At 53.3% G+C, this 14199-nt stretch carries 13 protein-coding genes; 4 read left to right on the plus strand and 9 right to left on the minus strand.

The window, feature by feature from the left end:
• Positions 1-287 precede the first annotated feature (287 nt).
• From MF6394_RS13195 to MF6394_RS13235, 9 genes are all read right to left on the minus strand, one after another.
• The gene (locus MF6394_RS13195) at positions 288-800 is read right to left on the minus strand and encodes an acyloxyacyl hydrolase (protein ID WP_078466820.1); all 513 of its coding nucleotides are present in this window, start codon (positions 798-800) and stop codon (positions 288-290) included.
• Between the two features lie 151 nt (positions 801-951).
• Positions 952-1281, minus strand: coding sequence for a DMT family transporter (locus MF6394_RS13200; RefSeq protein ID WP_054895806.1), 330 nt, complete (start codon positions 1279-1281; stop codon positions 952-954).
• On the minus strand, positions 1278-1625 hold the full coding sequence (locus MF6394_RS13205; protein WP_070413552.1) for a DMT family transporter: 348 nt from the start codon (positions 1623-1625) through the stop codon (positions 1278-1280). Before MF6394_RS13205 ends, MF6394_RS13200 begins: the two co-directional genes overlap by 4 nt.
• A gap of 26 nt (positions 1626-1651) precedes the next feature.
• Positions 1652-2287, minus strand: a complete 636-nt coding sequence (locus MF6394_RS13210) for a PqiC family protein (RefSeq protein WP_070413551.1) — start codon at positions 2285-2287, stop codon at positions 1652-1654.
• Positions 2284-3975: a PqiB family protein gene (locus tag MF6394_RS13215; protein ID WP_070413650.1), complete on the minus strand. Its 1692-nt coding sequence runs from the start codon at positions 3973-3975 to the stop codon at positions 2284-2286. The genes MF6394_RS13210 and MF6394_RS13215 overlap by 4 nt, the downstream gene beginning before the upstream one ends.
• On the minus strand, positions 3968-4588 hold the full coding sequence (locus MF6394_RS13220) for a paraquat-inducible protein A (RefSeq protein WP_054895808.1): 621 nt from the start codon (positions 4586-4588) through the stop codon (positions 3968-3970). The genes MF6394_RS13215 and MF6394_RS13220 overlap by 8 nt, the downstream gene beginning before the upstream one ends.
• Positions 4585-5190, minus strand: a complete 606-nt coding sequence (locus MF6394_RS13225) for a paraquat-inducible protein A (protein WP_070413550.1) — start codon at positions 5188-5190, stop codon at positions 4585-4587. The genes MF6394_RS13220 and MF6394_RS13225 overlap by 4 nt, the downstream gene beginning before the upstream one ends.
• A 448-nt stretch (positions 5191-5638) precedes the next feature.
• Complete coding sequence (locus MF6394_RS13230; RefSeq protein WP_078466821.1) at positions 5639-6760, minus strand: sensor histidine kinase; 1122 nt, start codon at positions 6758-6760, stop codon at positions 5639-5641.
• Positions 6761-6816: 56 nt separating this feature from the next.
• Complete coding sequence (locus MF6394_RS13235; RefSeq protein WP_054895811.1) at positions 6817-7518, minus strand: response regulator; 702 nt, start codon at positions 7516-7518, stop codon at positions 6817-6819.
• An 84-nt stretch (positions 7519-7602) separates the two neighbouring features.
• Between MF6394_RS13235 and MF6394_RS13240 the strand changes: the two genes are divergently transcribed.
• From MF6394_RS13240 to MF6394_RS13255, 4 genes are all read left to right on the plus strand, one after another.
• Positions 7603-9111, plus strand: coding sequence for an efflux transporter outer membrane subunit (locus MF6394_RS13240; RefSeq protein ID WP_197432295.1), 1509 nt, complete (start codon positions 7603-7605; stop codon positions 9109-9111).
• Positions 9108-9941 carry a MipA/OmpV family protein gene (locus tag MF6394_RS13245; RefSeq protein WP_070413656.1) on the plus strand — a complete coding sequence of 278 codons (834 nt, stop codon included), beginning with the start codon at positions 9108-9110 and terminating at the stop codon, positions 9939-9941. Before MF6394_RS13240 ends, MF6394_RS13245 begins: the two co-directional genes overlap by 4 nt.
• A gap of 91 nt (positions 9942-10032) precedes the next feature.
• Positions 10033-11100 carry an efflux RND transporter periplasmic adaptor subunit gene (locus tag MF6394_RS13250; protein WP_256670895.1) on the plus strand — a complete coding sequence of 356 codons (1068 nt, stop codon included), beginning with the start codon at positions 10033-10035 and terminating at the stop codon, positions 11098-11100.
• Positions 11097-14183 carry an efflux RND transporter permease subunit gene (locus MF6394_RS13255; RefSeq protein WP_070413658.1) on the plus strand — a complete coding sequence of 1029 codons (3087 nt, stop codon included), beginning with the start codon at positions 11097-11099 and terminating at the stop codon, positions 14181-14183. Before MF6394_RS13250 ends, MF6394_RS13255 begins: the two co-directional genes overlap by 4 nt.
• Positions 14184-14199: the final 16 nt, after the last annotated feature.

Genomic DNA, 14199 nt, shown 5'->3' on the forward strand with positions numbered 1-14199 from the left:
CTTGCGGGTTTGCTTGCGCTTGCCAGCGTACTCGGCGTCGGCGAAGGTCATCTGCTTCATCGGGAAACTCGGTGGGTGGGGTCGCGGTATTTTGCCAAATCAGAAAGTCTTTTTCAGAGTTTCCCTAAGCATATTTATGCTTGAGCACTTTCTGAACGACTGAATATGCATAAGTCATCTAACAAAATAGCAAAATTAAGCGACCGGTAAGATAGCTCTAGATTAGCTCAAGGTGCGTCCCTGCCATCAACAAGTAAGCTCAACACCCACTGGCCCTTGGCCTATTGCTAAAGAGCGTGGCTATAAAAGAGTGAAAATGATTCGATCCCATCATTCGGCTCTTTAATGCCTGCGTTTGAGTAATGAATCACTCGAGCACCCACGCGTTGCGTGTCGCCAATCTTCAAACCTACACCTAAACGATCTTCAAAATTGAAAGCAGATCCAAACTCTCTGTCGCCTGCACTACTGCCGGAAAAAACCGAAACCCCCACTCCCAATTCTATAAAAGGCTTAATATTGGAAGAGCCGAACTCATAAACAAAAACGGGAGCAAAAGAGAGCGAGTGTCGTGCCCCGGCTTTTTTACCTGATTCCCAGTAGGTATAACCGTAATCCCAATACCCTGTCAGTTTACCTGTCGAACTTTGCAGCCAAGACTGATCCCAATTTACTCCCACGCCTGCGCGAGCAGTTAAGCCACCCTGACTGGTCGATCCAATAGCCGAAGACAACTCAATCGCTTGAGCACCAAAAGATAGAGGTAAGAGTGCAAGCGCACCCAAGATGATTTTTTTCATATGAATACCTGCTCGTAGCCAGCATTATGAGTGAGTGCTATATCAGCCCCACCTATTAGAAAATAGGGATGACTCTATAAATCGGTCTTAGGAGAGCAATGCCGCGCCATGACACTCTCCATTATTAGAACTAACAGCCTGTTCAGGTCATTCAGCTGGCGTGCTGCGCCCCTAGTTCGATTAACAACACTCCGCCGACGATGAAGATAATCCCTAACCCCATTAATTTGGTCAGTGGATCCTTGAAAAGTAGCTTTGCAACAATTGCCGTCAGTGCGACGCCGCTTGCAGACCAGACACCGTAGGCCACCCCAATACTCACCCCCTCAGCGAGGGTTAAGCTAAGCAGCGAAAAGGCAACCAAGTAGGATGCCGCAACGGGCAAAATCCAGATTTTGCGGCGAAAACCATCCGAAGCACGCATGGATAGTGTTCCGCTGACTTCAAACAAAATCGCGCCGATCAAATAGAACCAACTCATAGTGTTTGCTCCACTTTCCCATGCGCCGCACCTGCGCCCATTTCGACCAACCACACGCCGGCAATGATGCAAGCAATCCCCAGGCCCATGATCCAACTCAGGGAATCATCGAAAATAACGTGTGCCATGACCGCTGTAAGCGCAACGCCACAAGCAGCCCAAATACCGTAGGCCACGCCAATAGCCATGCCCTTACGAAGAACCATCGAGAGCGATACGAAGGCGCCCACGTACCCGCAGACGACCACAACGAACCATTGAGGGTTATCCATAGCGGCTCGAAGTGAGAGCGTCGCCACCACTTCGAGCCCTATGGCTGCAAAAAGCCAAATCCACTTTTTCATCAGGTTACCTCTTAACTCCCTAAGTATTAGTTTGCCCCAGCCAGAGCTGCTAGAGAGGCATTGGTTTGACAACCAGCATTCGAGTCCGCCATCCAATGTGTCGCCGAACCCACGATACGACTGCCGAGTTCTTTAACTATTCGTTGGTGAGCCAGCACTAAGGCCTCTATTCCAGTACCGGCGTCCTGACGCATCACTGAGCTGCAGGTCAGGCTTCGATGAGCACCATCAGTCCCGGTGCGTCTTAGGCTCCAAGCAGCCTCAATCAATGAGTACCGACCTGGAACCGACTCAAAACGACGTACGTCAACCTGGAGAGAAACATGGGGCAAGCCAGGCTCGCGTGCAAGCCCTGCTCCGTCGACGCGGCCCATTTGTAGCCTTAACTCATGCCTCAACGCCGCTCTCACTTCATCTGCCAAGGGCGCGGCCCAGCGCTCAGTTTCAAGTATCTGCATACTGCTTTCGCCTTGACGAACAACGATCTGAGGCTGATCAACCTGAACGGGAACATTGACCGTCGTAAGTGAATATTGAAATGGCACGGCGGCGTTGGCGTTGACGGAATCTGTAGCAGGAACCAAGGTGTAATAGCGCGTGGGCGCAGAACTGCAAGCAGCCAGTGCCAGAAACGCCACGGACCAACAGAAACGTATGTTCACTTGGCAGACTCCGCCGGTTGAGCTGATGAGGCAGACGTGCTCGGACGAAAGCCATCGGGTTGACCTTCCTTTACTCGGCCGCGAATCAGCGCTTCGGGGTGTCGGCTCAAGAGATCACTGAGTACCCGCACTGATCGAGCGGAGCGCTGAACCTCATCCATAACTTGGCCAAATTGCTGGCGCTGTGGAGAGTCTTCAGCAAAACTTTCATTGACTACCGACAGTGTCTTTTGAGTCTGCCCCAAAGCATCCCGCATTTGCGGCAGGACTTGCCCGTTAACTTGCTGCAAGGTCTTACGCATCTCGACCAAGTTGGCATTGAGGTTATCCGCAATGCGTTCGACTGGAATTTTGCTCAATTTTTCCACGATACGCTGCACCTGATCCTGCAACTTGTCTAAACTCCCGGGGATCGTAGGCATTTCCATAGGTCTGGCCGCAAGGTTAAAAGGTACCGATTGAGCATGAGGGACGAAATCAAAAGAGACATAAAGCTGGCCCGTCAGCAAATTTGCCGTTTTGACCTGAGCGCGCAGCCCCTCTTTGACAAAGATCGATATCAACTGGGCTGATTTCTTACCGTCTTCATCATGACCAGCATCATAGGCCGTCAGTATTTGCTCATAGGCCTGGCCCAAGCGCTGGGGATAAATGACCGCACCGACCACGACTGCAAAGTTATTAGTCGAACGGTTGAAGTCCAAATCGGTTGACACCACCTTGCCGATATTTACCCCTAGAAACTCCACAGGCGCATTTATCGCCAAGCCGCGCATTGACTGATCAAAATGCATACGAATGAAGAACGGCTCACCATCAGGCGGTGCCAAAGCTGTTGCCTGATCTTTAAAGAGTGGAAACGCGCCGCGTTCGTCTGCTGCCTTCGCATCATTCCCATAGGGCGGTTCCATAAACGCAATGCCGCCCGACACAATCGAGGCGACTGACTGAGTATCAACCTTCAGCCCATCCGCTCCAAAGGTGACGTCCACACCGCTGGCGTTCCAGAAACGAGTGCCTGTGGTGATAAAGTCATCATTGGGAGCATTCACGAAAATCTCGATTTCTACGCCCTTACCGTCGGCAGACAACTGATATGAAACGACCTGCCCAACTTCGATGCGACGGTAATAGACAGGCGAACCAACGTCCAGTGAGCCAAGGTCATCTGCACTCAATGTGTAGCGCTTGCCTTTCTGCCCATAGGTAATTGGCGGTGGACTTTCCAAACCCTTAAAAACGATTCTGGTTTCAGGGGACTCACCAGGGTCAGCTCCGATGAAGGCGCCCGAAAAAAGCGTATCCACGCCTGAAATACCTTGCGCACCGATTCGAGGGCGAACCACCCAAAAGCGTGAATCCTGAGCTGTAAAGGCCTTGGCGGCGTGCTCTAACTGGACAGTCGCCACCGCGTGGTCGCGATCATCGCTCAAGGTAATGTCGGATACTTGCCCGATGACAACGTTTTTGTATTTGACCTGTGTTTTTCCAGCGACCAAGCCTTCAGCACTGAGAAAGGTGACTTTTATTTCAGGCCCCTTTGACAGGATGCTGTGAGCCGCCATTGATAAGCCAATTAATGCCGCCACTATGGGTAGTAACCAAACCAACGAGACCCCCTTACTTCGATCCTTTACACCCGGCGCTTCAGGCTTTCGTTGAGTTTTGACATTAAACTGATCAGACATCTTCAACCTCAGCATCCCACATAAGACGGGGATCGAAACTCATAGAGGCCAGCATGGTGAAGACCACGACAAGGCCGAAAAAAACAATCCCGATTCGTGGCTCGATATTGCTCAGCAATTCAAACTGCACCAGTGCGGCAAGCACAGCGACGACCAGCACGTCAAGCATCGACCAGTAGCCAATGCGCTCTACGACGCGATAGAGACGAGCGCGCTCCAAGGTGCGCCATTGGCTACGTCGCTGGGTGCTCATCAGTAACAGGAACATAATCAGAAACTTCATACAGGGCACTACAACACTGGCTATAAAAATGAGCGCCGCGATGTCCCATGCCCCGCCCTTCCAAAGTTCGAGCACACCACTCATGATCGTACTCTCGCGGCCATTACCGACAATATCGGTGCGCATCACCGGCAATAAATTGGCGGGGAGATAAAATAGCAAGCCCGTCAGAAGAAGCGACCAGGTTCTAACAAGGCTATTGGGTTTGCGTCTATGCAATGTCGCGCCACAGCGCGAACAAATTACTGCATCACTGGAACTTGCCTTCTTACAGGTGTGACAGAGAACCAGTTGCAACTCTGAAGCAATTGGCGGACGTTGAATCGTCATACGTCCTTTGCCTCATCCCATAGCCGCTGCATACTTTTGCTGGTGACAATGATGCTGACAACGCAGAGTAATACTAATGCAACCAGCCCCATACCTGGGCGCACATCTAACAGCCCACTTAGTTTAATGATGGCGACCAAAATACCGAGTAGACATACTTCCAGCATGCTCCAGGGCTTCAACTTCACTAAAAGCCGCATACACCCCATAAACCCCGGTGCACGCCTACCCTGGTAGGCAAATCCAAGCAACCAGCACAAGAGACCAATTTGCAGCCCTGGGGCTAGTATGATGCATACACCTGCTACGAAGGCAATTGGCGTAATATCTCCTCGTGCAAGTGCCCATACGGATGACCACAATGTTGCTTGATTCCCCGCACCCTGAAAACTTATATCGATTACGGGAAAAACATTAGCAAATACGAACAAAAGCGCGCTGGCTATCGAGATTGCAAACAACTGTTCAATCGTCAGCGCTGAACCTTGCTGGAGCACACCATCGCAACGCGTGCAAATGGATGTCTGACCTGGCTTCAGCGGCAAGGATTCGAAGACTGAATCGCAGTGCTCACAGATAATCCAGTCATCACACTGATGCATAAGAGTGTTCCTAAACGTTGTTCCGGCAGTCAATTCGACTAATACGCAAACGCAGAAAGCGGACTTAGACATGCTCACTGACTTGAATAATAAGTGCACACCAACATAAACCACGCCGGCACACCAATAAGCACTCGGAACAAGGCTACACCCTGTTTTTCAATAAACGGTTTGGAAAATATCAAGATTTGATCAAGATGTTACACAGACGTTAATCGGATCCTGATTTCGCCGCTTCGAGTACGTTTGGCGGGCCAAGGACCGAGAATCCTGCTACCCGCCTTCAACGCTGTCGGGACGCATCCGAGACGTCGCGCTTACACCCGTCAAAGCCTCAACTCACTGAGCAGGAGGGTTAAGCAGTCTCAAGCTTGCAATTGGCACACTACTGTTGCTTGATTAATCGCTGATCCGAGCAGTGAGTCAACCACATGCTCAACCTCCTGAATCAGCCATAGGGAATTGACATACGAATGGCTAGCCCACCCCCTTCACGGTTGTATGCGCTGATAGAACCGCCGTGAGCGTCGCAAATAGCGGAAGCAATTGACAAGCCCAACCCAGTCCCTCCCAAAGGACGGGCGCGAGAACTTTCCGCTCGCCAAAAACGGTCGAATATACGCGTCAACTGGTCATCCTCCACCCCAGGTCCACGATCGGCAACAATCAGGTGAAGCGCACTTTCACATTGACTGGCCTTTATTTCTACGGACTTACCCGGTGCGGCGTAGCAGATCAAATTATCGATCAAAATGGAAAGGACCTGGCCAAGCCGATCTCTGTCAGCCAGCAACATTAACTCAGGCCCAACCTCGATCTGGATGACAACATTAGCCACAGCAAGCTGAGGTGCGGCCCACTCAAGTCGCTCCGACACCAATGCGTTCACCGAAAACAGACTTTTCTCCATCGCTAACTGGCCCGCCCGGGCCAAAGATAATAGATGCAGGTCACCCACCAGCCGATTCAACTGATCAAGTTGGCCCTTGACCAGCATCAACTGTTGCGGATCACTGGGGAAGACCTCATCCAACATCCCTTGCACACGCCCAGCCGCCGCATTAAGGGGTGTTCTTAACTCATGGGCAAGTACAGCACTGGATACCCGAATCTCACGCTCATATTGCTCGAGCTTGGCAGTCATTCTATTGAAGTCTTTCGCCAGCTTTATGATTTCAGCGGGGGCGCCAGGGACGCTCAGCGCACGCACCGAAAAATCGCCCTGCGCCACCTTTCGAGCGGCACGGGCCACATCCGAAAACTGCCGAGATAGCGGGCGAGAGGCCAGTAATCCGCCCAAAATAACAACGGGAATTGAAATCATGACAAATGAGGCTAGCCACAGCCAATCACGGCTCGCGATACCGGGGAGGAAGTCACGTACATCGTAATAACGCTGGAATAGCTCCCATAAGCGAGCCTCATTATGATGCGGATCTGCGCGAAGCTCTTCGAGTTCCGGTCTCACCGACGCAGGAATTTGCTGGGTCGTGTTGTAATCCCAAATTGCAAATCGCAGCCACATACCAAAGGCAATACTGAGGATGACACCAAGCGCGAGTGCACTCATCCGCAAGCAGACCCAATACCAGAGTGTAGAGCGATGTTTACGCGAAAATGGTAATTTCACTGCGTCCCCCGGAACCGGTAGCCGACGGCGCGTACGGTAACCAAAACATTGGCGATACCATTGGCCTCCAGCTTACGACGAAGATTATGGATATGCGCGTCGATGACTCGATCTAAAGCTCCGCTCTCTGGTAAGCACGCCTCCAACAGTTCACCACGGGTAAATGCTTTGAAGGGAGCTCTCAGCAACGTCGCCAATATATTAAATTCCGTAGGCGTAAGGTCCAACACAACACTGCCCTGTTCCAGACCTTCAACATGCGCGGTAAATGTTTGAAGATCCACCAACAGCGCACCATCGCGTAGCTGATCTTTTGATATAAGACGACTGGAATCTGTTCGGCGTAGTACAGCGACCACTCTGGCGACAACTTCTTTCGGATTGTAAGGCTTGACTATGTAGTCATCCGCCCCATAGCGAAGTGCGCCTAACTTATCAGGCTCATCACCGATTGCGGTCACCATAATGACCGGCGTGTCACCCAAACGGCGAATAGCGGAAAGAACTTCTGTGCCGCTCAACTTGGGCAACATGACATCCAGCAACACCAGATCCGGTTTCCAGCGTGCGTGCATTTCAACACCCCGAAGACCGTCTTCAGCAATAGCTACTTCAAAACCGTCTCGGCGAAGGTAGGCCTCAAGCGTACTTGCACTCAAGGCGTCGTCCTCAACCACCAGTATTCTTTTACCTACCATGCGAGCCTCTTAATAAAACCTTGATAATTTCCGCAACGATTCTTGAAAGTCTGCTGCCACCATCTCACTCCAAGATAACAGCGAATGGTTGAGTTGATGGCTACTTTCTTACCAACAGAGAATCAGACCGGTTTCTTCCGACGCAGTGGGACACTGGTATTCGGGGTGCTGCTCCCTGTAGTCATCAGTCTATCTGCTTGTTCACTGGCACCAACGTACCAGCGACCTGAAGCACCGATTCCAGCACGGTTTGACAGCTCGACGGTTCCCACCTCCAAGGTTCCGGAAGGAAGATCGGAACCGCTCTCTAGCCAGGAACGCCTTTTTCTTACGGCGTTTTCGACAAGCGATGATCTTGTCCCGCTCGTCGAACGTGCTTTGGCTAACAATCGTGACTTTAAAGTCGCGACGCTCCAGGTCGAACAAGCACGCGCGCTAAATCGAATTGATCGTGCACAGCAGTTACCCAGCGTGAATGCCTCAGTCCAACGCTTCCGGCAGAAATTCAATGATCCCAGCCTCGACGCTCGCTACGGGCAGAAATTGAGCGCTGCGACCATCGGCACATCGGATTTCGAGCTGGATTTCTTCGGCCGGGTTCGCAGTCTTTCCGACGCATCCAGGCATCGGTATATGGCCAGTGCTCAAGGACAACACGCGTTTCGCGGTGCTCTGATTTCAGAAGTTCTACGTGCCTATGTTATTGATCGCGCAGCTGCGGCTCAAGCGCAACAACTGCAAAACGCATATCTCGATACGCTGACCCTGCTCAATCTCGCCGAACGCCAACGAGACGTTGGGACGTTATCTGAAGATGAAGTGAACCTGCAACGCAGCGACACCGAACACTCACACGCAAGAATGCAGCAGGCTCAAACCGACGCGGCCGCCGCACGACATGCGCTGCAGTTGCTGACTGGCTACGCTGGCGCCTCCCCCGCGGGAAAGGTCGAGGAATTGGCCAACCCAAATGAGTCGCTCGACTGGCTGAATTCGTTGCCCTCTGAGGTGCTGCTGGAACGTCCCGACATCCTTCAGGCGGAGGAGCAACTACGGGCCTCAAATGCTGACATCGGTGCGGCCAGAGCCGCGTTCTTTCCATCAGTTACGTTGAGTACCTCATTGGGTACTGCCAGCGATGGTTTGGGAAACCTATTCGATGCAGGTGGCCGCGTTTGGACCTTCATTCCTCAAATCACGCTGCCCATTTTCAATCATGGCCGTAACAGCGCCAATCTCGATCTGGCACAGCTACGTAAACAGGCGGCTGTGGCCGACTACGAAAGAACCGTGCAATCAGCGTTCCGAGAAGTATCCGATGTGCTCACAGCCCGCAACGCGCTGATTGAACGAGTGCGCAGCGAGCGTGGACTGGGGATCACAGAGGATGAACGTGTTCGGCGAGCGACTGCGCGCTTCGACGCAGGATGGGAGGACCAACCGCGGCTGTTGTCGGCACGCCTGCGGCTCCACCAAACCCGCATCGACGGTATTTTCGCGCAACGGGACTTAGCCCTCAATCGTATCGCCCTTTTCCACGCCTTCTATGGCGTAAGCATGAACGCTCCAGCAACGTTAGGAAAAAAATCATGAAAAAACTTTCTGCATACGCATTACGACGCTCTGTTGCCCAAGTGTTCTACGGTTCGGTGATGTCCTTGCCCCTGGCTCTTCAGGCGCAGGCTGAAACAGCTTCAATCACCGACAGCATCTTTGGTGGCGATACTCAAGCCAGCGTCGGTGTCGGTGTTGCTGGTGGGCCCCGCTACATGGGCTCAAAGGATTACCGGAGTGTACCGGTTCCGGTTCTCTCGCTAAGCCGCGGCATTTTTTTTGTTGATACCTATCGAGGGCTAGGCTTGCAATGGCAGTCGCCTTCAGGCTTCTACATCAGTCAGTCCTTTTTCTACGACGCTGGCAGGGATGATCGCAATAACGACTTTAGACCTGGGGCTAACCGACTCTCAGGCATGGGCGAGGTCGACAGCACAGCAACTAGTATTCTGTATCTAAGTCAGCAATTGACGCCGTGGCTCTCGGTCAATGGCGAAGCCGAATTTGCGCTGGATGGCGGAGAAAGGGGCACGCGCTATCGCGCCGGACTCGAAGCGACGGTGTTGAACCAGTCAAGAGACATCATTGTGCTTGGGCTTGACGTCCGAGCTGCCGATCATCGCTACAACCAGGCCTATTTCGGCGTAACTGGTCAGCAATCTCAGCAATCGAGGTTTACCGCATTTACTCCTGGAGGCGGCCTGAATCAGTACGCTCTGAACGCGAACTGGACTCATAAATTTGACGAAAACTGGTCAACGTATGTGCTGGTAACCGCATCGGAATTGGGCGGAAAAGTTGAGGACAGCCCTCTGATCGAACGCAAAGGCGCGCTGAGCGCCGTTACCTCCATCAGTTATACGTTCTGACCCTGCTAGACGGCGGTCGCTCAACTATCAAACATCGGGAATACATGTCGTGATCCATGCCCCTCGCGCGCCTCTTGTACCGTTAATAATGATGTTAAGTCTAATTGCAGGGTGCGGCCGTTCAACGCCGCCCCCACAAACCCCGCCCCGTTCTGTGAAGGTTGAAACCGTGCGTGATAGCGAGGGCAATCGCCTTCCTATCACGGGCCGGGTCCGGATTGAACAACGCGCTGATCTGAGCTTTGAAGGTTCAGGCCGTATAGCTTCCATCGCCGTGGATGTCGGCGATACGGTTCGGCGAGGCCAAACACTCGCACGGCTGGATCCAGAGCCTGCACAACTCAAACTACAACAGGCCCGTGCGGATGTGAGCGCCGCCAAAGCGCAAAAAGCCGAACGAGATCTGAATTTTCGCCAGCAGCAAGCATTGTTTGATGATCGCGTGATCTCACCCGCGACCCTCGCCGCTGCTCGTGCAGCCTACCTGAGTGCCAACGAGCAGTTGGACAGCGCAAAGGCAACAGAAGCGCTGGCCAGTCGAGCCGTGCGCACCAGCGCCATTGTGTCGCCATTTAATGGACGCATCGTCGCTCGTTCAGTTCAACCCTTCGTAGATGTGACAGCAGGACAAAGCGTGCTTCAGATTGAGGGCGCCGAGAAGGCTGAAGTCGTCGGCATGCTTCCTGCCGCGTTGGTTACTAAACTTAAGCCAGGGGATGTCGCATCGGCCTATACAAACGCAAACCCTGCGCAAGACGTCTCCATCCGATTGGAAAGCCTGTCCAGTCGCCTGGAAAATGGCGCGCTGGTACAAGCCATCTTCCGTCCAGTCGAACCAAGCAGCGAACTTCGCAGTGGCGAGACGGTGCTAATTACGTTACCAATAGCGCAAGCGCATGCGCCTTCTGTGCCGGTTACGGCACTTATCCCACAAACACAGAGCAAACAAGCAAGTGTCTTTGTGTACGATGCAGCCACCGCCAAAGTCAGCCGTCGCGAGATCACCCCCGAAACGGTGGAAAACGGTCGAGTACTCGTACGTGACGGCCTTGCCGTCGGCGAAACCGTCGTGGTTGCAGGCGCCGCATTCCTGGTTGATGGGCAGGCGGTACGTCTGTATCAACCCGCCACACACATCGGCCGGGACAAAGCCTTATGAACCTGACTCGAAGCGCACTCGGCGCGAGCCGGCTGACCTTATTTACCGCACTCCTGATTTTGATAGGCGGGGTATTAACGTTTCTGCGGTTTCCCTCCCAAGAGGAGCCAACGATCACCATTCGTGACGCGCTCGTTGCAATTTACTTTCCGGGTATGCCGGCAGAACGCATAGAAAATTTGCTAGCCAGACCGACCGAAGAAAAGTTACGCGAACTGGCGGGCATAAAAAAGATCATCACAACCGTGCGCCCCGGAAGCGCGATGATTCAGATCACGGCATACGACCAGGTCAAAGACCTTAGTGCGCTATGGCAGCGTGTACGCGCTAAGGCGAGCGAGGCAGCGGCAGGATACCCGCAGGGCAGCCTGGGACCGTTTGTCGATGATGATTTCGGCCGCGTGGCCGTGGCATCCGTCGCAGTTACCGCGCCCGGCTTCAGCATGAGCGAAATACGCGAGCAACTTAAAAATACTCGTGAGCAGCTCTACGCGTTGCCAGGCGTTGAACGTGTCTCTATATACGGCTTGCAAGAAGAACGCATCTACCTCGAATTTGACCGCCAGCGCTTGGCTGGCCTCGGGCTGAGTCCCAACGCCGTACTGGAACAACTGCGTACTCAAAACGTTGTGACACCTGGAGGACTGCCCTCTGTTTCCGGATCGGCTTTCACCGTGATGACAACCGGTGAGATGCGAACTCTGGACGACCTGCGTCGCTTTCTAATCTCCGCACCGAGGGGCAATGACACAACAGTTGTGGCGTTGGGTGAATTGGCAGACGTTCGTTTGATGCCAGCCGATCCGCCGGAAACGGCGGCAATTTATGAGGGGCAACCGGCCGTCGTACTTGCCGTTTCGATGGCATCCGGGCAGAACATCGCAGCTTTCGGCCTCCAATTACGGCAACGATTGAACGAAATCGCCAAACAACTACCGGCCGGTTTTTCCCAACACGTCGTGACCTTCCAGGCCGACGTGGTTGAGCGTGAAATGGGCAAGATGAATAGCGTGATGGCCGAGACGGTCATTATCGTGATGGCTGTAGTGATGTTGTTTCTGGGCTGGCGCACCGGGCTTGTGGTGGGGGCAATCGTGCCGCTAACTATTCTCGGGTCATTAATTGTCATGAGCGCGCTGAAGGTCGAACTGCAAACGGTGTCCATCGCAGCGATCATCATCGCCCTGGGACTTCTGGTGGATAATGGCATTGTGATTGCCGAAGACATCGAACGACGTCTTCAGGCCGGAGAGGAACGTCGCTCTGCTTGCATAGAGGCAGGGCGGACGCTAGCGATTCCACTGTTGACTTCATCGTTGGTTATTGTGTTGGCGTTTTCACCTTTTTTCCTAGGTCAGACCAGCACAAATGAGTACTTGAGATCACTTCCGATAGTGCTCGCTGTAACGCTGCTGGGGTCGTGGGTATTGAGCCTGACGGTGACACCCTTGTTATGCCTTTACTTTGCCAAGGCGCACGCCCCAGCAGACAATAATCAGGCAGCCTACGATTCAAAACTGTATCGGGGCTATCGGCGCGTTATCCAAGCGCTCATGCTCCATAAACTGATGTTCATTGCCGTGATGCTGGTTATGCTGACTGGAGCCGTTGCGGTACTCGCGTCCCTCCCCTACAGTTTTTTGCCTGAATCAGATCGGCTGCAATTTCAGATGCCATTGACGCTAGAACCCGGTACCGATTCTCGTCAGACACTGCAGACCGTCAAGGACATCAGCAACTGGCTAGCGAATGACCAGGAAAATCCAGAAATTGTCGACAGCATCGGCTACGTCTCAGACGGTGGCCCACGCATCGTACTGGGATTAAATCCACCGCTGCCTGCGACGAACGCAGGCTACTTCACCATCAGTGTGCGCCAAGGCAGTGACATGGATGCGGTGATCGCTCGTGTGCGCAACCATATGCTTGCGGCGTACCCGCAAGTGCGTGCTGAGCCAAAGCGATTTTCCTTGGGCACCACCGAATCTGGAAAGGCGGTCTATCGCGTCAGCGGACCGGACGAGACCGTATTACGTGCAGCGGCCAATCATATAGCTAAGGCTTTGCATGGTCTGCCAGGCACGGTCAACGTGCAGGACGATTGGGATGCTCGAATCTCAGGTTACGAAGTGGTGGTTGACCAGGTACGCGCCCGACGCGCGGGCGTGACCAGCGCCGATGTCGCTCAAGCGCTGCAGACTCGATACTCAGGCGCACAGGTGTCTCAGATCCATGACGATGACACGACCGTGCCAATCATGCTGCGTGGGTCGATGACTGAGCGTGACCAAGCTGAAGACGTGGGTAGTACATTGATCTATCCGCAAGCGAACGGCTCGCCGGTTCCGCTGGCGGCTATAGCGCAGGTGACGCTCAGTTCAGAGCCCTCTGCGATTCAGCGTCGCAATTTAAACCGGACCATTACCATCTCAGGCCGCAATCCTGAGCTGACGGCGGCGACCCTAGTCGCGCAGATTGCACCTAAGGTGGCAGAGTTTAAACTTCCACCTGGATATCATATTGAAATTGGCGGGGAGATGGAGGAATCCGCAGAGGCCAATGAGTCGTTAGTGCAATATATGCCAGTTGCCGTATTGTCGATGTTGTTACTGTTCGTCTGGCAATTCAACTCGTTCCGAAAACTGCTGATCATCGTTGCCAGCATCCCTTTTGTACTGATTGGCGCCGCGCTGGCCTTGGTAGTGACCGGCTATCCATTTGGATTTATGGCCACATTTGGATTGCTGTCCTTGGCAGGGATCATTGTGAATAACGCGGTCCTGCTGCTTGAGCGAATCGAGGTGGGTGTCGCCGAAGGCCAATCCCGTCACGATGCTGTCCTGACGGCAGCAGTAGAACGGCTAAGGCCTATCTTGATGACCAAACTGACCTGCATTGTCGGACTGATCCCGTTGATGATGTTTGCCGGCCCTTTGTGGACAGGCATGGCGATCACGCTAATTGGTGGTTTGGCACTCGGCACCTTAGTTACATTAGGGTTGATCCCAGTGTTGTATGACCTGCTTTTCGCGGGCGCCATCGGGGAGCGGATCACCAACAACGAGAAAGAACAGCACGTTTAGACATGGAAGCGTCCGA

Origin of the sequence: Pseudomonas sp. MF6394 (assembly GCF_002018845.1) — a bacterium.
Classification (GTDB): Bacteria; Pseudomonadota; Gammaproteobacteria; order Pseudomonadales; family Pseudomonadaceae; genus Aquipseudomonas; species Aquipseudomonas lactis.